At 71.5% G+C, this 21,525-nt stretch carries 19 protein-coding genes; 12 read left to right on the plus strand and 7 right to left on the minus strand.

Features of this window, described 5'->3' with window-relative positions; genetic code table 11:
• Positions 1–128: 128 nt before the first annotated feature.
• Together ACFW3L_RS01960 and ACFW3L_RS01965 are read right to left on the minus strand one after the other, a co-directional pair.
• Positions 129–1,061, minus strand: coding sequence for a DUF2797 domain-containing protein (locus ACFW3L_RS01960; RefSeq protein WP_378735269.1), 933 nt, complete (start codon positions 1,059–1,061; stop codon positions 129–131).
• Between the two features lie 331 nt (positions 1,062–1,392).
• Positions 1,393–2,238 (minus strand): universal stress protein, encoded by an 846-nt coding sequence (locus ACFW3L_RS01965; protein ID WP_378735271.1) that lies wholly within the window; start codon positions 2,236–2,238, stop codon positions 1,393–1,395.
• A 410-nt stretch (positions 2,239–2,648) separates the two neighbouring features.
• Between ACFW3L_RS01965 and ACFW3L_RS01970 the strand changes: the two genes are divergently transcribed.
• Both ACFW3L_RS01970 and ACFW3L_RS01975 read left to right on the plus strand, forming a co-directional pair.
• Positions 2,649–3,068, plus strand: coding sequence for an Hsp20/alpha crystallin family protein (locus ACFW3L_RS01970; RefSeq protein WP_378735273.1), 420 nt, complete (start codon positions 2,649–2,651; stop codon positions 3,066–3,068).
• 65 nt (positions 3,069–3,133) lie between these two features.
• Complete coding sequence (locus ACFW3L_RS01975) at positions 3,134–5,500, plus strand: glycoside hydrolase family 65 protein (protein WP_378735275.1); 2,367 nt, start codon at positions 3,134–3,136, stop codon at positions 5,498–5,500.
• 78 nt (positions 5,501–5,578) lie between these two features.
• On the opposite strand, the gene ACFW3L_RS01980 is transcribed toward ACFW3L_RS01975, so the two are convergent.
• A complete protein-coding gene (locus tag ACFW3L_RS01980) occupies positions 5,579–6,613 on the minus strand; it encodes a universal stress protein (protein ID WP_378735277.1) in 1,035 nt (344 codons plus the stop codon).
• 312 nt (positions 6,614–6,925) lie between these two features.
• Here ACFW3L_RS01980 and ACFW3L_RS01985 point away from each other — a divergent pair, with 312 nt between their 5' ends.
• From ACFW3L_RS01985 to ACFW3L_RS01995, 3 genes are all read left to right on the plus strand, one after another.
• Positions 6,926–7,606: a helix-turn-helix domain-containing protein gene (locus ACFW3L_RS01985; RefSeq protein WP_378735279.1), complete on the plus strand. Its 681-nt coding sequence runs from the start codon at positions 6,926–6,928 to the stop codon at positions 7,604–7,606.
• A 162-nt stretch (positions 7,607–7,768) separates the two neighbouring features.
• Positions 7,769–8,440, plus strand: a complete 672-nt coding sequence (locus ACFW3L_RS01990) for a response regulator (protein ID WP_378735281.1) — start codon at positions 7,769–7,771, stop codon at positions 8,438–8,440.
• A gap of 110 nt (positions 8,441–8,550) precedes the next feature.
• Positions 8,551–9,450, plus strand: a complete 900-nt coding sequence (locus ACFW3L_RS01995) for a universal stress protein (protein WP_378735283.1) — start codon at positions 8,551–8,553, stop codon at positions 9,448–9,450.
• 84 nt (positions 9,451–9,534) lie between these two features.
• On the opposite strand, the gene ACFW3L_RS02000 is transcribed toward ACFW3L_RS01995, so the two are convergent.
• Positions 9,535–10,290 carry an HAD family hydrolase gene (locus tag ACFW3L_RS02000; protein WP_378735285.1) on the minus strand — a complete coding sequence of 252 codons (756 nt, stop codon included), beginning with the start codon at positions 10,288–10,290 and terminating at the stop codon, positions 9,535–9,537.
• Positions 10,291–10,375: 85 nt separating this feature from the next.
• On the minus strand, positions 10,376–11,386 hold the full coding sequence (locus ACFW3L_RS02005) for a zinc-dependent alcohol dehydrogenase family protein (protein WP_378735287.1): 1,011 nt from the start codon (positions 11,384–11,386) through the stop codon (positions 10,376–10,378).
• Between the two features lie 145 nt (positions 11,387–11,531).
• Here ACFW3L_RS02005 and ACFW3L_RS02010 point away from each other — a divergent pair, with 145 nt between their 5' ends.
• A complete protein-coding gene (locus ACFW3L_RS02010; protein ID WP_378735289.1) occupies positions 11,532–12,386 on the plus strand; it encodes a universal stress protein in 855 nt (284 codons plus the stop codon).
• 119 nt (positions 12,387–12,505) lie between these two features.
• Here ACFW3L_RS02010 and ACFW3L_RS02015 read toward each other — a convergent pair whose 3' ends face one another.
• Complete coding sequence (locus ACFW3L_RS02015; RefSeq protein WP_378735291.1) at positions 12,506–13,468, minus strand: universal stress protein; 963 nt, start codon at positions 13,466–13,468, stop codon at positions 12,506–12,508.
• 417 nt (positions 13,469–13,885) lie between these two features.
• On the opposite strand from ACFW3L_RS02015, the gene ACFW3L_RS02020 reads away from it, so the two are divergent.
• From ACFW3L_RS02020 to ACFW3L_RS02035, 4 genes are read left to right on the plus strand one after another with little or no spacing between them, the layout of a single operon-like run.
• Positions 13,886–14,272 carry a universal stress protein gene (locus ACFW3L_RS02020; protein WP_378735293.1) on the plus strand — a complete coding sequence of 129 codons (387 nt, stop codon included), beginning with the start codon at positions 13,886–13,888 and terminating at the stop codon, positions 14,270–14,272.
• A gap of 31 nt (positions 14,273–14,303) precedes the next feature.
• Positions 14,304–15,314, plus strand: a complete 1,011-nt coding sequence (locus ACFW3L_RS02025; RefSeq protein ID WP_378735295.1) for a Bug family tripartite tricarboxylate transporter substrate binding protein — start codon at positions 14,304–14,306, stop codon at positions 15,312–15,314.
• A gap of 25 nt (positions 15,315–15,339) precedes the next feature.
• Positions 15,340–15,885 carry a tripartite tricarboxylate transporter TctB family protein gene (locus ACFW3L_RS02030; protein WP_378735297.1) on the plus strand — a complete coding sequence of 182 codons (546 nt, stop codon included), beginning with the start codon at positions 15,340–15,342 and terminating at the stop codon, positions 15,883–15,885.
• A gap of 1 nt (position 15,886) precedes the next feature.
• Positions 15,887–17,437 (plus strand): tripartite tricarboxylate transporter permease, encoded by a 1,551-nt coding sequence (locus ACFW3L_RS02035; protein WP_378735299.1) that lies wholly within the window; start codon positions 15,887–15,889, stop codon positions 17,435–17,437.
• Between the two features lie 74 nt (positions 17,438–17,511).
• On the opposite strand, the gene acnA is transcribed toward ACFW3L_RS02035, so the two are convergent.
• Positions 17,512–20,274 (minus strand): aconitate hydratase AcnA, encoded by a 2,763-nt coding sequence (gene acnA, locus ACFW3L_RS02040; protein ID WP_378735301.1) that lies wholly within the window; start codon positions 20,272–20,274, stop codon positions 17,512–17,514.
• 81 nt (positions 20,275–20,355) lie between these two features.
• Between acnA and ACFW3L_RS02045 the strand changes: the two genes are divergently transcribed.
• The gene (locus tag ACFW3L_RS02045; protein ID WP_378735303.1) at positions 20,356–21,036 is read left to right on the plus strand and encodes a GntR family transcriptional regulator; all 681 of its coding nucleotides are present in this window, start codon (positions 20,356–20,358) and stop codon (positions 21,034–21,036) included.
• Positions 21,037–21,258: 222 nt separating this feature from the next.
• Positions 21,259–21,453 (plus strand): hypothetical protein, encoded by a 195-nt coding sequence (locus ACFW3L_RS02050; protein ID WP_378735305.1) that lies wholly within the window; start codon positions 21,259–21,261, stop codon positions 21,451–21,453.
• The last annotated feature ends 72 nt before the right edge of the window (positions 21,454–21,525 follow it).

A 21,525-nucleotide genomic window follows, 5' to 3' on the forward strand; every position in this document is an offset into this window, starting at 1 on the left:
CACCGAGACGCGGGGCGACTCCTGGAAACCCACCCCTACCAGTGGGCTTTCCGGGAGTCATGTACCCCGGGGTCGGCCCGGGGCCGCGTCCCCGGGCTCGTGCTCCCCCGGCCCCACGGCTCCCGGGGTCAGAACAGGGTGAGCGCGCCGCCGGGCGCGTCGTCGGCGGTGACCGGGCGAAGGGTCCGGCCGACGAGTCGGCTCAGGTCGGCGCAGTGGCGGGGCGCGTCCGGTCCGGGTTCGGTGGAGAACACGGCCACGGGGCCAGCAACCCCGGTGACGTGTGGCCGGTGGGTGCCCCGCGTGAGGTCGCCGGGGTAGGCGAGCACGGGTGCGGTCGCGAAGACGGCGGTGGAGCAGGCGGGCCGAACCCAGGGTTCGGGGGCGGCGAGCACCTCGGTGCCGGACCCCTGGTCGGTGACCGTGTCCAGGTAGGGGGTGACGCGGGCGGCGAGGGCCGTCAGCTTCCCGAGGAGCGCGGTGGTGTCGACGCCGGTCTGGAGGCCGAGGACCTTGCGGCGGGTCTGGACCTGCTCGGGCAGCCCGAAGTGCCGGGAGACGGCCGATTCCAGGGTGCGGACGGTGAGGCCGTCCGTCGTCCGGGCCAGGTAGAGGGCGGCGACGGGTCCCTGTTCGGCCAGGCGGCTGTGGCGGCGCGCGTCGGCGGCGGTGCCGACCTTGGTCGTGCCGTCGGCGAAGACGTCCAGGTAGAGCCAGTGCGGCTGCCGCAGGTAGTCGCGGATGTTCTCGGGCAGCGCGTCGGGGGTGCGGTGGGCCTGATGGGCGGCGACGAACCCCTCCCTGTACTGGCAGCGTCGGCACTGCCTGCCCCGGGTGACGGTCTCGTCGGTACGGCAGCGCACGTGCCTGCCCTCGGCTCCGGTCAGGTCGAACCAGCCGACGCAGCGCCGCTGCTCCCCCTCCACACGGAAGGAGTGCTCGCCCAGGAGGGGGTGGAGCAGGCTGTGTCCGGGGCGGTCGGGGTCGCTGGTGCGCAGGCGGGGAGTGTCGGGGTCGCTCCAGTCCAGGCCGAGAAGGGTGAGGGGTGCGGTCGGGTGCATACCGGGCTCCGGTGCGGGGTCGCTTGGATACGAGGTGGGGCGTACGGGGCTTGGTCGAGGATGCCGATGTGCCGGGAGGAGTGTGCGCGGGCGGTCGTCGTGGTGAGGTCCCCGCTCCGGTCCTCCGGTTCACCACGACGAAGTGTGCCGGAACTCCGGAGGAGGAACGCACGGGGTGAACCAGGAGGGCTCCCCTCCCCGTGGGGGTGACGAGGAGACGTGAGTCCCCTGACAGGCTGGGTGCCGCCGGGTTCAGCCACGCCGAGAGGTCCGCCCCGAGAGCGAGGATGACCGCTGGCGGTTGCACACGTTCCCTCACATGACCCGCCCGTCAGTCCCTGGAACCGTGCACCACCATCACCGGCCGATCGGACCGGTTCAGGACTCCGCGGGCGACCCCTCCCAACGCGAGTTCGGCGAATCCGTGCTCCCCGCGCGCCCCCACCACCACCATCCGCGTGTGCCGGTCGTCGGCCAACAGCGCCGTCACCGGGTGCTCACGACGGACCTCGCGCAACACGACGACGTCGGGGAACTCCTCCAACACTGGCTTCAGTGCCGTCTCCAGGTTCTCCCGGCGCCAGCGTTTCAGTTCCTGTTCCGCCTCCGACCCCCTCGGGACCATGGACTCCGGAGCAGTCCAGGCCCACACCGCGCGGACCCGATCTCCGTGTCCTTGAGCCGTCTCCACGGCCGTGAGGGCCGCGTGCTTGGAGCGGGATGAACCGTCCACCCCCACCACGACGTCGCGAGCCTCCGTCGGCACCGGCTCGTGCGGGACCAGGACCACCGGGACCGGGGCGTGGGCCGCCACCTGGTCGGCCACGGTGCCCGGCCAACGGCCGGGGAGGTCACTGGTGCCGTGTCTGCCGAGCACGACCAGCGAGACCGACGCGGCCCGCTCCAACAACACCTTGGAGGGTGAGGAACCGGCGAGTTCCTCTCCCACCACCTCGACACCGGGCATGAACGCCGACATGCGGTTCCTCGTCCGCTCCACCACGCTCTCGGCCTCCTGTCTGAGGCGTTCCGTGGCCCGGGCCGTCGGCCAGCCCGGGTCAAAGACACACACGACGACGGCCCTGGCTCCCCGGTCGCGCGCCTCCTCACTCGCCCACACCGCCGCTGCCAGCGCCGCCCGTGATCCGTCGGTTCCGACGAGGACGTCCCCGCTCATCGGCCACCCCCTTATCTGCCCTGGTGTCCAGTGTGTGCCCGAACACGCGCGCCCCGCCCAGCCCAACGTCCGCGCCGACGGGCCCTGTGTCCCTCTCCCTCGGGACCGTCGTCCCCTTGGTGGGGCTCCGCCCGGTGTGCCGCGCGGCGCACCCGCGCACCGTCGACGAACGCCTGGGCTGGGAGACACCCCGACGCCCGTGGCGCTCCGGAACGTGACGTCGCCGTCCACACCAGCGCCGGGCGCCCTCCCCCGGCGCCCGGAACGCAGGCCCGCGTCACGACGAAGGTCCCGGTCGCTCACAGCCTTCGCCCCCTGACGGAAACGTGGTGGGAGCGTTGAATGGGAGATCAGCGGTCGGGACCGACCGGCCCGAGGAGCCCGCCGGGCCCTGACAGAGGAGGTGCGACATGAACGCGGTCTCCCGTGGAGAGGGGCTGACACGCTTCCCGGATCCGTGGGACGTGGATCCTCCGTCCCCGTCATCACGTACGTCGTCGTACCTGCGGGTGGAGACCTCGGTCAACGATCACCTCTACGTCGTTCGAGTGGAGGCACCCGGCGTGGACCCGCAGCGCGACCTCAAGGTGACCGTCGAGCGCGGCACGATCACGATCGAGTGCGTGCGTACTGAGGGCACGACCGCACCGCTGTACACGGAGTTCCACTACGGCACCTTCAGCCGTACGCTCGTGCTGCCGGCCGAAGCCGACTGGGAGGACGTCACCGCGTCCTACGACCAGGGCATCCTGGAAGTGCGCGTGGGCCTCTCGCGGGAGCCCGGGAGCAGCCGCACCGTGCCCATCTCCCGTGAGTCTCCGGAGGAGTAGCCCTCAAGCGCCAACGGTCGGGGCGGCGTTCCTGGTCGCGCGGACCATACGCGGGAGGTGACCTCGTGGACCCCTGGACACTGGAATACGAGGGGCCGGATCCGCAGGGGGCTCTGGTGCGGGAGACCCTGTGCACCTTGGGCAACGGTTACTTCGCCACGCGTGGCGCGCCCCCGGAGGCGGGCGCCGGTTCGACGTGTTACCCGGGGACCTATGTGGCGGGCTGCTACGACCGCGCCGTTTCCACGGTCGCCGACCGCCGTGTGGACAACGAGGACCTGGTCAACGTGCCGAACTGGCTGCCTCTGACGTTTCGCCCGGAGGACGGCGACTGGTTCGGAGAACCCGCTGCGGGCCTCCCCCAACGCACCGAACTGGACATGCGTCGCGGAACACTGACCCGTACCTTCCACACGGTGCACGCGGGCAGGAGGACCCACGTGACCCAGTGTCGGCTGGTGTCGATGGACGACCCCCACCTGGCGACCCTGCGGACCACGCTGACCCCGGAGAACTGGGCCGGGACCGTGGTCGTGCGCTCGGCCCTGGACGGCACCGTGTCCAACCGTGGGGTGGCCCGCTACCGGGACCTGAACGGGAGGCACCTCGCCCCGCTGGGTGCGGGGTCCGAGAACACGGGGACCGCGTGGCTCCGCTGCCGGACCCTGACATCGGGGGTAGAGATCGTGCTCGCCTCCCGGACCCTGGTGACGCGGGACGGACGTGCCACGAGCTGCGCGACGCCGACCTCGGATGACTGGGCGGCCACGGACCTCACCCTGAACGTGCGCACGGGCGAGCCGACCACGGTGGAGAAGACCGTGGCCCTGTACACGTCCCGCGACCGCGCCGTCGGCGACTGCCTCGACGCGGCCCTCCACGCTCTGGACCGGGCCGGGGACTTCTCCGAGCTGGCCCGTCGCCACGAGGCCGCGTGGCGGCACCTGTGGGAGACCTGCTCCGTGGAGGTGGACTCGGAACGGGACCAGCGTCTCCTCAACCTCCACCTCTTCCACCTGCTCCAGACCCTGTCCCCGCACACGCCCGACCTCGATGTCGGGGTCCCCGCGAGGGGGCTGCACGGCGAGGCGTACCGGGGCCACGTGTTCTGGGACGAGGTGTTCGTCCTCCCGTTCCTCAACCTGCGGTTCCCGCAGACCGCTCGTGGCCTGCTGAGGTACCGGTGGCGAAGGCTCCCGCGAGCGCGTGCGAGCGCCCGCGCGGCGGGGCTGCGGGGCGCGCTCTTTCCCTGGCAGAGCGCGAGCGACGGTCGAGAGGAGACACAGGAACTCCACCTGAACCCGCGATCCGGTCACTGGCTTCCCGACAACTCCCACCTGCAGAGGCACGTCGGCCTCGCCGTGGCCTACAACGTCTGGCAGCACTACCGGGTGACCGGCGATGTCGCCTTCCTGTGCGAGTTCGGCGCCGAGTTGCTGCTGGAGGTCGCACGTGCCTTCGCGGACATGGCTGTCTTCGACGAGGAACTGGACCGCTTCGTGATCCGTGGCGTCATGGGTCCCGACGAGTACCACGACGGTTATCCGGGGAGGGCGGTTCCCGGCCTGGACGACAACGCCTACACCAACGTCATGACCGTGTGGGTTCTCCTGCGCGCTCTCGACATCCTCCGAATGCTGCCCGGCCCGTTCCGCGAGGAGCTTCAGGAGTCCCTCGGCCTCGAAGCCGACGAGATCGCTCGGTTCGAGTCGGTCTCACGCGGGTTGCACGTCCCCTTCCATGAGGGAGTCATCAGTCAGTTCGCCCACTACGAGGACCTGGACGAGCTCGACTGGGAGGCGTACCAGGGCGTCCGGCGTCTGGACCGCGCGCTGGAGGCCGAGGGGGACGACTGCAACCACTACCGGGCCGCCAAACAGGCCGACGTCCTCATGCTGTTCCTCCTCCTCTCCGAGGAGGAGATCACCGACATCCTGGAACGCCTCGGACACGCCCGCGACCCTGAGCTCGTCCCTCGCACGATCGACCACTACCTCGCACGCACCGCCCACGGGTCCAGCCTCAGCTCGGTGGCGCACGCCTGGGTACTCTCCCGAACCGATCGCGAGGCCTCCTGGGAGTTCTTCCGCGATGCGCTGGGTACGGACGTCGAGGGCGCTCCGGACGGGAGCACGGCCGAGGGCATCCACATGGGGGCGATGGCGGGCACGGTCGACATCCTGACCCGGTGCCACACCGGACTCGCCGTTCGGGAGGGCGTCCTGCACCTGAGCCCGCGGCTGCCCGCCGACCTGGACAGGCTCTCCTTCGACCTGCGCTGCCTCCGGCAGGGGCGGGTACGGGTCGAGGTGTTCCGGGACCGCGTCCGTGTCTCCGTCCCCGCTTCGGGCGGACCGCCGGTCACCGTGCGGGTGGGGGTCCACCTGGTCCGTGTCCGTCCCGGAACGGCCTGTCTGCTTCCGTTGGCGTGAGCGTACTTCCGTAAGGTGGCGCGGTCGTCCGTGGCGCGCTCTCCGACGGCCCGGAGCACCACCGGTCCCCCGTACCTCTCAGGGGTTCGGCACGACCACGACCGGCACCCGGGAGTTCTGCAGGACGGATTGGCTGACGGATCCGAGCAGGAGCCCGGTGATCCGACTCCGCCCTCGTGATCCCACGACGATGACGGCCGCGTCGGTCCGGCTCAGGAGCGCGTCGACCGCCCGTCCGGTGACCACTTCCACGTTCACGGGGACGTTCTCGGTGTTCGCACGGCGTGCTTCGTCCACCCACGCGAGGATGCGGACCCTGGCGGTCCCCTTCCAGCTTTCCTGTGCCGCGGCGTCGATCTCCGGGTCCAGTGTGGTGTCGTCGATGGGCATCGGCAGCTCCAGCGCGTACAGCGCCACCACTTCGCGTCCGGACCGGGCCGCCTCCTCCAGCGCGAAGCGCAGGGCGACCATCGAACCGGAGGATCCGTCCAGACCGACCACCACGCGCCCCCGGCCGCCCCCCGCCGCCGGTCGTGTGTCCGCGTCCGCGCCGCGTTCGGCCCCCTCCTCCGGTGGTGTCTCCACACCCCCGTGCCGCTCGGGCACCACGGCCACGGGGCAGTGGGCGTGGGCGCTGACACGTGCGCTGACGGAGCCCAGCAGGACCGCGAAGGCGCTCCCTCGGCCACGGGCGCCCACGACCACCAGAGCGGCGCCCTTCGAGGCGTCGATCAGGGCACGCGACGGCTCGGAGGACGAGAGCTCGGTACGCACCGCCAGTCCGGGACGCACCGGCGACGCGACGTTGTCGACGGCTTCGCGCAGCAGCTGTTCCCCCCACCCGTGGAGTTCCCGCCGCAGCGTGCTGATGGTGAAGCCCGGGGGCGTGGGGACGTCGGGGGTCCACACAGCGTGCAGGACCACCAGGCCCACACCTCTGGCGTCGGCCTCCCGGGTCGCCCAGCGGAGGGCCTCCAGGCTCGGCGCCGAACCGTCCACGCCCACCACGACCGGTCCGTCGTGGCGCGGTTCGTGACGGATCCCGTCGTCCTCGGCATCCGTGGACGCGGCGGCCGCCGCGTCCGCTCCTCGACTCTCAGGGCCGGTGATCATGGTCCCCCCGTTCCGTCACCACGCTTCCCGACGAGGCGCGTGACCGTCTCCGTGGCTGAGCCTCCCTCCCATTCTTCTCCCTCGCCCCGCTTCGGGGCCCGGGACGGAGGTCGCCGGGCCCGGGGACCGGCGTCCCGAGCCGCCCCTGTCACCAGCCACTCGGCGTCGTACCAGGGTGATACCGAAAGCGGACCGGGACCTCCGGCGCACGCGTCGGGCCGAACGCCTCGTGTACACGCACCTCGCAAACGGTGAGGACCCCGAGGGCAGGGCCCGGGCGAAGGGCCGTCAACGGCCAGGGAGGGAGTGGTCATGAGCCAGGAGGCCGACACGGACGGATCAGGCAGCGATCTCGGTCGCCGGGCGGCGACGCGCCGCAGAGAGCTGGGATTGACGAGGGAGGAGGTCGCCCGTCTCGCTGGCATGGACCCCGGATACGTGGCCTACCTCGAGGAGCACGCCTCCCGGATGACCCGGCCGACACTGGACCACCTCGCCGGGGCACTGGACACCACCCAGGACCACCTGTTGGGCGCGGACACCGATCTGCCACCCGGGACCGCGACCACCGCCGCGCCGGTGGCGACCACGACCTCCCTCCCGCCCTCACGGTGCATGCGCCTGATCGGCCCGGGGGGTGTGGGACGCATCGGATTGAGGTCGGACTCCGAACCCGCCCCAGTCATCCTTCCGGTGAACTTCCTGGTCCGCGACGGCGCCATCGTCTTCAGGACCGCGGTCCACGGACTGATCGCGGGGAACCTCCCCGACGAGGTCGCCTTCGAGGTCGACCGCGTCGACGCAGCGACCAGCGAGGGGTGGAGCGTGCTCGTCGTCGGCCGCGCCGAACCGGTGACGGAGGAAGCGGAGACGGCTCGCCTCCGCCAGAGTGCCCCCCTGCGTCCCTGGGCGGGGGGCGAACACGACCTCTACGTGCGGGTGACGCCCCGAGACGTCAGCGGGCGGAGGGTGGGAGGTCGCGCGCTCCACTGAAGTGCACCCGCCGGTGCCCGCACGCGACACGAAGCCGCAGGTCAACGGATTCCGCGCCATCGACATGGGTATGAGCAGTGAAGACGTGACGCGACCCGGTCCCGTGGTGGGATACGGCCAAGCAGGCGTGTGAGCCCGTCACGGGTGGGAGAGTGTCGGCTGATGTCCGGTTCCGGTGGAGCTATCCGTGTCTTTCTCGTCGACGACCACGACGTGGTCAGACTGGGACTCCAGGCCCTCCTCCAGGGAGAGGAGGACATGACGGTGGTGGGTGAGGCCGCCACGGCTTCGGAGGCTCTGGGGCGCATACCTGCGGCGCGACCCGACGTCGCCGTCCTGGACGTGCGCCTACCCGACGGGGACGGGGTGGAGGTCTGCCGGGACCTGCGGGCCCGACTCCCCCGGTTGGCGTGTCTGATCCTCACGTCGTACTCCGACGACGAGGCCCTCTACGGTTCGGTGATGGCGGGTGCCGCGGGCTACGTCCTCAAACAGATCCACAACTCCGAACTGGTCGACGCCATCCGCACGGTGGCCTCCGGGGAGTCCCTGCTCGATCCCCACAGCACCACCCTCGTGTTGCGTCGGCTGCGTGAGGGAGCCGAGGCAGACGACCCCCTGAGCGGATTCTCCGAGAAGGAGCGCCGCGTGTTCGAACTCATCGGTGAGGGCCTGACCAACCGGCAGATCGGGGAACAGATGTTCCTGGCGGAGAAGACCGTCAAGAACCACGTCTCCAGCGTCCTGGCCAAGCTGGACATGCAGCGCCGCTCCCAGGCCGCCGCACACGCGGCGCGTCTGGGCGTTCGTCCTCTGCCCGACCGGCGTACGTGACCCCTGGTACGGACGCACGGGCCACCGCGCCGGGACGTCCGTCTCTGGAGGGGGAGTCCCCGCGCTCCTAGCGTGGTGTAGGGAGTTCCCGTTCGATCTGGGAGGCAGGAATGGCGGGAGGGACCCACGCGCCCGTCGTGGCGGCGGTCAACGGGTCACCAGCCAGTGAGCGAGCTGTCGACTGGGCAGCGGACGACGCCCACCGGCGCGGCCTCGGACTCCGCGTCGTCTACGCCTTCGACTGGCCGCTCTACCATTCGACACCGCGCGACCTTCCCGGCGGCTTCGACGCCGAGGAGTACGCACGGCGCATCGTCGACGACGCACGTCGGCGTGCGCTGGAGCGCGCGCCCGCGCTCGCGGTGGAGGCGGCCCACGTCACCGGCGGCCCGGAACCGGTCCTGCTGGCCGAGAGCCAGCGGGCGCACAGTCTCGTGGTCGGCACGCACCACTTCTCGACCGTGGATCTCGTGATCCCCGGTTCGCTCACCATGGCTTTGCTGCTCTCGTCCTCCTGCCCGGTCGTGGCCGTACCCGACGTGGAGACCCTTCCTCTCAGGAATCGCGTGACCGTCGGCGTTGACGGTTCGGAGAACGCGCGGACGGCGTCCGAGTGGGCGTTCGAGGCGGCCGACGCCCGCGGCGCGGAGCTGTGCGCGATGTCCGTGTCCGAGGGGGTGTCCTGGGAACGGTTCGGCGGGGTCGAGGAACCGCCCGATCCCGGGATCGTCGACAGCCTGATCGCTTCGGCGGTCCAGGAGACCCACAGGATGCTCTCGGAGTCCATCGCGGGCGACAGGGACCGGTGGCCCCGGGTCCGGGTCGAGGAAGTGGTCAGGGTGGGGCACCCGACCGAGGAGCTCCGGACCGCCTCGGGTGACAGCGACCTCCTGGTCGTGGGATCGCGCGGTCGCGGGGGCTTCGCGTCGTTGCTCCTGGGGTCGGTCAGCAGGAGCATGATCTCGCACAGCCGCTGCCCGGTCGCGGTGGTGCGGACGCCCCGGCCTTGACGTCCGTCCAGGGGCAGGCTCGGACCGGGTCTGCCCCGCGTGACTTCGGCTCGGTACGCGTCCGGTCGCGGCGCCCGCGCCCGCTCACCCGCTCAAGGGCAGTAGTTCGGCCAGGTCGGACACCACCACGTGCGCCCCGCCCGCCACCATCTCCTCGCGAACTCCGCCGCGGTCGACCCCGATCACCAGACCGAATCCGCCCCGCACTCCCGCTTCCACGCCGACCACCGCGTCCTCCACGACCGCGGACTCACGCGGATCACGGCCCATCCGCCGGACCGCCTCCAGGAAGAGTGCCGGGTCGGGCTTCGGGGACAGGCCCAGCCGGGCAGCCTCCACACCGTCCACCCTGACGTCGAAGAGGCCGTCCACCCGGGCCGCGCGCAACACCCTCGCGCAGTTGCGGCTGGCCGAGACGGCCGCGACCGGAACACCCCACGAGCGCAGCGCGCGTACGAAAGCGACGGTTCCCTCGAAGGCTCGGACCCCCCTTCGGCGCACGAGGTCGAGGAAGCGGCGGTCCTTGCGGGCGGCCAGCTCCGCCACCGTCACCGCGTCGCGCTCGCCCGGACCGGCCTCCTCGGGCAGGTGGAGTCCCCGTGACGCGAGGAAACCGCGTACCCCCTCCTCGCGCGGGCGACCGTCGACATGGAGAAGGTAGTCCCAGCGGGAGTCGAAGGGACGGAACGGAGGCCCCTCGGAGACCGACCGGTCCAGGAGGTAGGCGTCGAACACCTCCTTCCATGCCTGCGCGTGCACCGACGCGGTGGCGGTGATGACGCCGTCCGTGTCGAGGACCACGGAGCGTAGGCGGTCCCACGGCACACCCGTGTCACGCATGGGCTCCGTCCCCCCTGGTCGTCGCTCTCTCTGATCGCGGACGCCGGCGCCCGCTCCCCCGGTCTCGTAGCCAGGGCGTCCCGTCTCAGGGCAGCAGCACCGCGGCGCCCCTGACCCGGTCGGCGGCGAGGTCGGCGAGTGCCCGGTCCGCCTCGTCCAACGGGTAGGGCGTCGTGGCCACGGTCAACGGGTTCCGCGCGGCGAAGTCCAGGAACTCCCGGGCGTCCGCCCGGGTGTTGGCCGTGACGCTGTGCAGTGTCCGTTCCTGGAACAGGTCCCTCTGGTAGTCGAGCCGGGGGATGTCGGTCAGGTGGATCCCGGCGACGGCGAGTGTCCCGCCCCGGTCCAACGCCCTGAGCGCGGCGGGTACGAGGTCACCGACGGGAGCGAAGAGAATCGCCGAGTCCAGCCGTTCCGGTGGGTCGTCGTAGGCTCCCGTGGCCGAATGACATCCGAGTTCCAGGGCCAGAGCACGGGCTTCTCGGGACCGTGTCATGACGTGAACCCGAGCGCCTCCGGCCAGGGCCACCTGCGCCGTGAGATGAGCGGACGCGCCGAAGCCGTAGATGCCCAGGACCCCCTGAGCGGGCAGCTCCGCGCGCTTCAGTGCCCTGTACCCGATCACACCGGCACAGAGGAGCGGCGCCGCCTCGATGTCGGAGAGGGTGTCAGGGAGGGGGTGCACGTACCTCTCGTCAGCGGTCAGGAACCGCGCGAAACCGCCGTCACGGTCCCACCCCGTGTAGGTGGAGTACGGACACAGGTTCTCGCTCCCACGGCGGCAGTAGGCGCAGACCCCGCACGTGGAGGCCAACCAGGCGACACCGACCCTGTCCCCGCGTGCGAACAGGCTCGCTCCTGGGCCACGAGCCTCGACCCGGCCGACGACCTCGTGTCCGGGCACCGTCCCCGGGTGCCGGGGCGGGAGGTCGCCTTCCGCCAGATGCAGGTCCGTTCGGCAGACCGCGCAGGCCAGGAGCTCGATCAACAGCTCACGATCTCCCGGTGCGGGAATCCGTCGGCTCACCCGTTCCAGGGGTTCGGTCTCGATCGCGCCCGGGGCCGTCACGGCCCAGGCCTGTGTCAGGCGTTCCACCCCTCAAGCGCACCATACGAGCGCCGGTGGGCCCAAGGGACGACGGTCCCGTGCCCGCAGGCCCTGTGGCCTGGCCTCCGGAACCTTCGTTCGTGTTCGACTCCGTGGCCCGGGAGTGACACTCGAGATGAGGAGAGGAGACCACATGACTGGGAACATCCTCGTCGGGACGGACGGCTCCAAGGCCGCCAGGACCGCCGCCGACTGGGCCATCGCCGAGGCACGGAGGAGCGGTGCCCGACTCACCGTCCTCTGCGTCTACGACCCCGACGCGTTCCACCGCCACGTGGTACGCCCCGCCAGTCTTCTGGAGGAGGAGGCGCGCAAGGCCGTGTGGGTGACGTCGGATCTCATCAGGGAGGTCGCCCCCGAGGTCGACGTCACCGGAGAGGTGCTCCCCGGGGGATCGCCCGCCAGGGAGATCCTGCGCGGGGCCGAGTCGAGTTCCCTGGTCGTCCTCGGCACCCATGGACTGAGCTCACTGCCCGGAGAGTGGCTGGGTACGGTGGCCGATCAGGTGGCGGCGCACGCGGCGGTTCCCGTCGTGCTGGTGCGCCCCGAGCCGGTACCCGAGGAGGCCCGCGACGTCGTCGTCGGAGTGGACGGATCACCCGGTTCCGCACACGCGGTCGAGGTGGCGCTGGAACACGCCGCGTCCGGCCGCGCTCGCGTCCGGGCGGTCTGGGCCTGGACCGCTCCGGAATCCCTGGTCCCAGCGGGGTCCACCGAGGAGGACGAACTGCGGCGGTGGCGGCACGAGAATCTGGAGTCGGTCCTGGACCCCCTGGTGGCCCGGGTACCGAGTGTCGAGGTCGTGCGGGAGGTCCGGCGCCAGCATCCGGTGAGCTCCCTGCTGGCGCACCCCCGCGACACGTGCCTGGTCGTAGTCGGCGCCCGTGGAGAGCACGGGTTCGCCCACCTGGCGTTGGGCGGTGTGGCCAGCGGTGTCATGCACCGGTCGATCCGTCCCGTCATGGTGGTGCACAGGCCCAGAACCTGAGAGGCCAGGGGCACTGTCCGACACGGTGTCGGATCCGGGCGTCTCGCCCCTCGCCGTGACCGACGAGGAAGCCGAGGCGAGAACCGGTTCCAGGGGGTCCTCACGCTCCGCGCCGGGGATCAGGCGGGAGCCCGAGCGACCACGACCGGTACCGTCGCATGGTGCAGGACCGTCCGGCTGACCGACCCCAAGAGCAGTCCGGCGAAGCCACCGCGTCCTCGGGTACCCACGACGATGAGGCCCGCCCGCTCCCCTCGGACCAACAACGCGTGGGCGGGTTGGTCACGGACCACCTCGACACTGCAGGGGACCTGCTCGGTGTGGGGCCCCCGAGCCTCCCGCACCATCGCCCGCACACTCTCCTGAGCGCCCGTTGCCTGGGCTTCGAGGACGGCTGTGTGAGGAGCGGGGTCCCACGTGGAGCCCCCGATGAGCACCGGCGCCTCCCAGGCGTGCACCACCACGAGGCCCGTCTCCGTACGCGCGGCCTCCTCGAGTGCGAACCGCAGGGCGACCTCCGCTCCGGACGATCCGTCCACGCCCACCACCACGGGTCGCCCGCCACCATGGCCTTCCGTGCCGGAGGCCGCTGAGGCGGGGACGACCGCGACGGGCGAGAAGGCGTGCGCACTGACCCGCGTACTCACCGACCCCAAGGAGAGTGGTGCGGCTCCGTTCGAGCCCCGCGAACCCACGACGACCATCGCGGCCGTGCGGGAGGCGGAGACCAACGCCTGCGTCGGAGCCAGGTCGGAGGTCTCGGCGCGCACATCCAGGCCGGGTCCGAACCGGGTGGCCACCCGCTCCGTCGCCGCCCGAAGAAGTTGCCTGGCCACGGCAGCGAGATCCCGTTTCGGGCTGCTTCCCTTCACGGAACCCGGTAGGGCGGGAACGTTGACCGAGTGGAGAACCAGCAGTCCCAGGCCACGGCTCTGGGCTTCGCCCGCTGCCCAGTCCAGAGCGGACTGACTGGCGGATGAATCGTCCACCCCCACGACGATGGCGTTCTCGCGGTTCCGAGGTTGGCCCCGCCCGTCGTCACGCGTACTCATCGAGAACTCCTTCCTCCGATTCGCGCGCATCCACCACCGCGCCCTGGAAGAGCGTCCGCGTCGGCCTCCGGCTCCTGCGGGAGCCCGCGAGAAAGCATCGCCACCGTGCACGGGGCCCCTCCATTCTCGCCAGCACTCCCCCTCGCGTTCGGGCGACGTCCGTCCCCGGATCACGCGACCTTCGTCCCGCGCCGTGTTCCGCGCCCGATCCGGAAGGGCACGCGCGAGCCCCCGGCCGCAGATGCGCCGGTGCGACAGACGGTCGCGCCGGGTCCACGACGGCCGTGGCCTTCGGCGCCGCAACACCTACGAGCGACCAGGGCGCACCGTGACGTTCCACGACGGTTTCCGCACGTTTTCCAGGGAGTTGACGAGATGCGACAAATGATACAGCCTATACACTACAGGCTGTGACGCTGGTCACGGCAGTGTTCGAGGAGGAACAGGATGACGGTTGTACTGGCCCACGCCCCGGCGGACTCCGCCGAGGCCGCGTTCGAGGCCGCGGTGCGCCAGGCCGCGCTCCAGGAGTGGGAGCTGGTGATCGCCAACGCCGTCTCGAACGACGCCCCGGCCGATACCCACGCGGTGGACGGGGCGGCGCTACGAGACCTGGCCGAGCGGGCACGGGGGGAGGGCGTCCGGGCACGTCCGGTGCACCTGACCGACTCCGACGCGGCGGCGGCGCTCCTGGACCTGACCGAAGACGTCGAAGCGAACCTCCTGGTCATCGGCGTCCGACGCCGCTCCGCGGTCGGCAAGCTCCTCATGGGCAGCACGGCCCAGCGCCTGATCCTGGAGGCCCGGTGCCCGGTCCTCGCGGTGAAGTCATGACCGGCGTGGCGACGACGGGGAGGGAGGGCTCATGATCGGCGACAGGGGACTCATCGCCCCCGCCGTGGGCGCGGTCCTGGTACTGACGACCGGCTTCTTCGCGGTCCAGGACGCGGTGGGCCGGGAGGACGGCTCACGAGCCCGTTCCGCTCTGACCGTGATCGCCCCGGCCGCTGCCGGGGGCGGCTGGGACCTGGCCGCCCGTGAGTTCCAGCAGGCGACCAGGACCGAGTCGATCGTCAACAGCGTCCAGGTGGTGAACGTCCCCGGCGCTGGAGGCACCATCGGTCTGGGCCAGTTGCGGCGGTTGGAGGCCGACCCCACCACGGTGATGATCACCGGAGCGGCGATGGTCGGCGGCGTGGAGATGGGCGGCTCCTCCGCCCGGCTCAGTGACGTGACCCCGATCGCCCGGCTGACCGACGACTTCCAGGTCATCGCGGTGCCCGCCGACTCACCGTGGGAGACGCTCGACGACTTCCTCGAGGACTGGCGGGAGGATCCCGACATCCCCGTCGGCGGAGGATCGGCGGGCTCCCCCGACCACCTGGTCGCCGGTCAGCTGGCTGAGGCGGCCGAACTCGACCCTGCCGGGCTGCACTACACCCCGCACGCGGGCGGCGGCGAGCTCACCCTGTCCCTGCTCTCGGACGCCCACGGCACGGTGCGGATCGGCGTGAGCGGGTTCAACGACTTCCGTGACCTCATCGAGGGCGAACGCCTGCGCGCCCTGGCCGTGGTCGCCCCCGAGCGACTCGAAGGGGTGGACGTACCCACCGCCGCCGAGCTCGGCTACCCCTCCGTGAACCTGGTCAACTGGCGCGGCGTCGTCGCGGCCCCCGGCATCTCCGAGGAGGAGCGGTCCGAACTGCTGGAGATCACCGAGGAGATGTACCAGGCGCCGTCCTGGCAGGAGGCGATCGACCGCAACCGGTGGGACCCCAGCTGGGCGGGGCCGGAGGAGTTCGGCGGCTTCATCTCCGAGGAGGAGACCCGCATCCGCGCGCTCATGATCGACCTCGGCCTCATCGACGAGGCCTGAGGACCAGGACCCCACGGAGGAGAACATGTCCGACACCACGCTCGACCAGTCCCCAGCCGCCGACCCTCCGGAGGAAGCCGGACCCGCCCGCCCCCTCTCCTTCTGGGAGGGGCGCGGCGAACTGCTTATCGGCGCCGTCCTGCTGCTCATGGCCGTCGTCCTGACCCTGGGCAACCTCGGGATGGACGTCATCGGTGACGGAGGCCCGCTGGGCCCGCAGGGCTTCGGCTGGTTCGTCGCCGCGCTCGCGACGGTCATCGGCACGCTCCTGATCGCCGCGGCACTGCGGCGCACCCCCGAGCGCCGTCGGGCCCTGGCCACCCAGGAGCGCACCAACTGGCGCGCCGTGGCCCTGGTGATGCTCGGCCTCGTCGCCTTCAGCGCGCTGATCGACGTCGTCGGCTGGCTCGTCATGGCCACCGTGATGTTCGCGGCCGTGGCCACCGGGTTGGGAAACCGCAACCTGACGCGCAACCTCACCGTCGGCTTCGTCATGGCGGCGACCATCCAGATCGTCTTCAGCGGCCTGCTCGACCTCAACCTCCCCTCCGGCCTGCTGGGGGGTTGGTGACATGGACCAGCTGACCCACCTGCTCGGCGGGTTCGGGGACGTCCTCACCCCGATGAACCTGGTGTGGATCACGCTCGGCGCGTTCCTGGGCACCGCGGTGGGCGTGCTGCCCGGCCTGGGATCGGCCATGGCGGTGGCGCTGCTCCTGCCGATGACCTTCACGCTGGACCCGCTGGCGGCCCTGATCCTGTTCAGCGGCGTCTACTTCGGTGGCCTCTTCGGGGACTCCACCGCGGGCATCCTGATGAACACCCCGGGCAACAGCACCGCGATCGCCACCACCTTCGAGGGGCACGCCATGGCCCGCGCGGGGCGGGCCCCGCAGGCCCTGGCCACGTCCGCCATCGGCGCGTTCCTCGGCGGCCTCCTCGCCACCGTCCTGGTGGTGTTCTTCGCTCCGACCATGGCCGACCTGGCGACCCGGTTCGGCCCCGGCGAGTACTTCGCGCTGGCGTTGTTCGCCTTCGTCGCCATCTCGGCGATCGTCTCCGAGTCCCCCCTCAAGGGCCTGGCCGCTCTGGCGATCGGCCTGGCCCTGGCCCTGGTGGGCACCGACCAGTCCACCGGCACGGCACGCTTCACCTTCGAGGTCCCCGCGCTCTTCGACGGCATCAGCATCGTGGTGATCACCGTGGCCGTGCTCGCCGTGGGCGAGGTGCTCCACGCCGCCGGACGGGTGGGCCACCGAGGCGCGCACGAACTCGTCTCCTCGAAGGGACGGCCCTGGCTGTCGGGGCGGGAGTTCCGGGCGGCGCTGCCCGCCTGGCTGCGCGGCGCCGGCATCGGGGTGCCCTTCGGCATCATCCCCGCCGGCGGCGCCGAGGTCCCCACCTTCCTCGCGTACAGCACCGAACGCCAACTGGACAGGCGGCGCGGGAAGCCGCAGTTCGGCAAGGGCGCCATCCAGGGCGTGGCCGCGCCCGAGGCCGCGGGAAACGCCACGGCGGGGAGCGCCATGGGGGCACTGCTGTCCCTGGGCCTGCCGACCTCGGCGACCGCCGCCGTCCTGCTGGCCGCCTTCCAGCAGTACGGGATGCAGCCGGGCCCCCTGCTGTTCGAGCGCAACGGCGACGTCGTCTGGGCTCTGCTGGCCGGGCTCCTGCTGGCCACGGTGGTCCTGCTGATCATCAACCTGCCCTTCGCCCCGCTGTGGGCCAAGCTGCTGTTGCTGCCGCAGTCCTACCTCTACGCCGGGATCACCGTCTTCGCCAGCCTCGGTGTCTACGCCACCGGCGCCAGCAGGACCGACCTGGCCATCATGTGCGTCCTGGGGGCGCTGGCCTTCGTCATGCGACGCACCGGTGTTCCGCTGGCCCCGATCCTCATCGCGGTCATCCTGGGCCCGCTGGCCGAGTACTCCCTGCGTGACGCCATGGCCAACTCCGGCAACGACCCGCTCACGCTCATCAGCAGCCCCATCACCATCGCCCTGTACGGCCTGCTGCTGCTCGGGCTGGTCTGGACGGTGTGGCGACGGCTGCGTCCCGCCCACCCGGCCCGCCCCGTGGCCGAGGGCGAGACGGAGGAGACGGGAGAACACGACAGGGTCTGACGAGGACGCGCTCCACGTCGAGGGCCGCCCGGAGCGATCCGGGCGGCCCTCGGGTGTGCGAGGTCATGGTGGGGTCAGTCGCTTCGCGGCCCCTGAAGCGCCTGTTCCAGGATGTAGGGCAGGAGTCCGCCGTGGCGGTAGTAGAGCTGCTCGCGCGAGGTGTCCAGCCGGGCCCGTACCGTGAACTCCACGACCTCACCGGTGCCCAGACGCCGTGCGGTGGCCCGCAGGACGGCCGGGACCTCCCGGCGCCCCTCCATCCCGGTGAAGGCGTACTCCTCCTCACCCGTCAGGCCCAGGCTCCGAGCGCTCTGGCCGTCCTCGAACTGCAACGGGAGCACTCCCATCCCGACCAGGTTGGAACGGTGGATGCGCTCGAAGGACTCGGCGAGCACGGCCCGCACGCCCAGCAGGGTGGTGACCTTGGCCGCCCAGTCACGGGAGGAGCCGGTTCCGTACTCCCTTCCGCCGATCACGATCAGGTCCTGGCCCCGCTCCATGTGGCGGTCCGCGACCACGTGGACGGCGTCGACGACGCGGTCCCGTCCGTCGGCGCCGAAGTCCACGGCCCTGCCGCCGGGCAGGTCCGGGGTCATGCGGTTCTCCAGCCGGGGGTTGGCGAACCCGGCCAGCCGCATCACCCGCCAGTTGCCGCGCCGCGAGGCGTAGGTGTTCAGCTCCCGCGCCGCCACGCCCGCGTCGGTGAGGAGGGTTCCGGCCGCGCTCGTGGAGGGGATGCGACCAGCGGGACAGATGTGGTCGGTGGTCACCGAGTCACCCAGGAGTTGCAGGACCCGGGCCCCGACGACGTCACGGTGCCCACCGGGTCCGGTGGCTGCGGAGCCCGCCGCGCCGTCCAGGAACGGGGGGCGCTGGAGGTAGGTCGACGCGGGGTCCCAGGCGAAGACCGGCCCCTCGGGGGCGGTCAGCTCCCGCCAGTTCTCGTCGCCGTCGAAGAGGGTGCGGTAGACCTCGGTGTACATGGACGGTTCGACGGAGGCCGAGGACACCGCCGCCACCTCGGCCTCGGTCGGCCACAGGTCGGACAGCATGACGGGTTCCCCGTCCGACCCCGTGCCGAGCGGTTCCTTCGTCAGATCGGCGTCCACCGTGCCCGCCAGGGCGAAGGCCACCACCAGGGGCGGTGAGGCGAGGAAGTTCAGGGAGACGTCGTTGTTGACGCGACCGTCGAAGTTGCGGTTCCCGGAGGTCACCGAGGCGGCCACCAGACCGTGCTCCCTGACCGCGGACTCCACCTCGGGGAGGAGGGATCCGGAGTTGCCGATACAGGTCATGCAGCCGAACCCGACCAGGCCGAACCCCAGGCGTTCCAGGTCGCCCATCAGGTCGGCGCGTTCCAGGTAGTCCACCACCACGCGGGAGCCCGGGGCCAGACTGGTCTTGACCCAGGGCCGGGGACGCAGGCCGCGCCGCACCGCGTTGCGTGCCAGGAGCCCGGCGGCCACCATCACGGCGGGGTTGGAGGTGTTGGTGCAGGAGGTGATCGCCGCGATCGCGACCGCTCCGTCACGTGGACCGTCGGCGGCGCCGGACACGGCGTCGGACACGGCGTCAGCCCCGGGCTCCGGCTCCACGGAGGGCTCGGCGGAGTCGTCGGACCCGGCGGCTTCGTCGGTCCCGGCCGTCGAGCCGCCCCCGGTCGGTACCCGGCCCAGCGCGGACAGGCAGCGGTGCAGCGCCCGCGCGGTGTCGCCCAGGTCCACCCGGTCCTGGGGGCGGCGCGGACCGGCCAGGCTGGGCACGATCTCCCCCAGGTCCACCGTCACCGTCCGATCGAAGCGCGGACGGTGGGCGGGGTCGTGCCACAGGCCCTGCTCCTTGGCGTAGGCCTCCACCAGCTGGACCCGCTCCTCGTCGCGCCCGGTGAGCCTCAGGAAGTCGAGGGTGCGCTGGTCGACGGGGAAGATCGCGGAGGTCGACCCGAACTCCGGGCTCATGTTGGCCAGGGTGCACCGGGTCGCCAGGCTGGTCGCCGCCACCCCGGGGCCGAAGAACTCCACGATGGACCCGACGACGCCCAGGCGACGCATCCGTTCGGTCACGGTGAGGACCAGGTCGGTGGCGGTCACCCCGGGCGGCAGTTCCCCGACCAGTTCGACTCCGACCACCGGGGGGATGAGCAGGGAGACGGGCTGGCCCAGCATGGCCGCCTCGGCCTCGATGCCGCCGACACCCCAGGCCAGCACCGACAGGCCGTTGACCATCGTGGTGTGGGAGTCGGTCCCGGCCACGGTGTCGGGGAAGGCCAGGCCGTCGCGGACCTCGACCACCCGGGCGAGGTGCTCGACGTTGATCTGGTGCATGATCCCCGCGCCGGGCGGGACGACCTTCAGTGTGTCCAGCGCCTGTTGGCCCCACTTGAGGAAGCGGTAGCGCTCGCCGTTGCGCTCGTACTCGCGCCGGACGTTGAGCCGGGGGGCGTCGGGCCGGGCGAAGAAGTCGGTGGAGACCGAGTGGTCGACCGTGAGCTCGGCGGGGACGACGCCCTCGATGCGGCCCGGGTCCCCTCCCTGCGCGGCCACCGCGTCCCGCAGCGCGGCCAGGTCGGTGAGGACGGGGACTCCGTTGGTGTCGTGCAGGAAGACCCGCGAGGGGTGGAAGGCGATCTCGTGCGCACCGGACCGGCCCTCGACCACCGCCCTCACGTCGTCAACGGAGACCAGGTCCCCGTCCTCGTGCCGAAGCAGGTTCTCCACCATCACCTTGTGCGCGAAGGGCAGCTCCCACACGCCCGGCACGGCGTCGAGACGGAAGAAATCGAGCTCGCCCGCAGGGGTTCGCAGCCGCCGTCGGCTGCGGTGTGAATCGATCGACATCGCACCTCCTAGCCTATAGGCTACACGATGTAAGTAGGCGCGCTCAGCCGGTATCCTTGCTCCGCAGAGAGGACGGGACACGTGGCACCGAAGCAGGTCTTCAGCAAGAGCGAGTACGCCTACGAGGAGATCAAGCAGCGCATCCTCGCCGACGAGTTGAGCCCCGGGGAGGCGGTGAACCAGGAGGGCATCGCGGCGGAGCTGGGCATCTCGACCACCCCGGTACGCGAGGCGTTCAAACGGCTGGCCAGCGAGGGGCTCATGGCCCTGGCCACGCACAAGGACGCACGGGTCACCGAGCTGACCCTCACGGAGGCCCAGAGTCTGTACGAGGTGCGCCTCAACATCGATCCCCTCGCCGCCCGGTGGGCCGCCGAACGGCGCTCCGAGGCCGACATCGCGCTCGTCCGCCAGGCCGTCAGCGCCCTGCATCCGCTCACCGGCACCTCCGAGCTCCCAGCGCTCATCGCCCACCGGGAGTTCCACCGGGCGATCTACCGGGCCTCCCACAACGAGCCGATGATCGAGATCCTCGACAGCCTGTGGGACAAGGCCGACCGGTACCGCCAGTTCACGCTGAAGTACAGGGCCGACACCGAGGCGGAGATCGAGCGCGTGCGCGGTGAGCACCAGGCGCTCGCGGACGCCGTGATCGACGGTGATCCCTCAGGGGCCGAGGACATCATGCGCCAGCACATCTCCCGCAGCCTCGGCCGCCAGGCGGTGGAGAAGCTCCGGGCCGGGGAGACCGCCGACGGCTGATCGCTCGGAGCGGGTGAGGCGGCCCTCGGGGCGACGGCGCACCTCTGACGACGCCCCGAGCGTGTCGAACTCCCACGGGGTGGGCCGACCAGGGGCGCGGAAACCGGGCGGGTACGCTGCTGATCAGGGAGGAGCCGCGGAGCTGACCGCGATGGACTCTCTGCCCGATTGCACTCTCGCGGCGTGTGACCGCGACCCCGGTGAACAGTGAGGCGAACGGCCATGGACAAGCCGCAGGGGAAGGACTCGTTCTCGTTGCTGTACAGGACGGGGTTCCGAATCAACTACGCGCTCCTGCAGGTCATGGGCCCGGCCGCTCTGAGCCCCGAGACCGACCCGCGCGTGCGCGCGAAGAAGGAGTTCGAGCGTCGGCGCGCACTCCACCGGGAGTGGAAGGCGCACCAGCGCTCCGCGTAGCGCGACCGCCGCCTCGGGCGGCCGGAGCTCCCGCCGCTGAAGACTCGGCCCGTGTCCCCGGGCGGTTCGACG

The organism is Nocardiopsis sp. NPDC058789 (assembly GCF_042745575.1).
GTDB classification, from domain to species: Bacteria; Actinomycetota; Actinomycetes; order Streptosporangiales; family Streptosporangiaceae; genus Nocardiopsis; species Nocardiopsis eucommiae.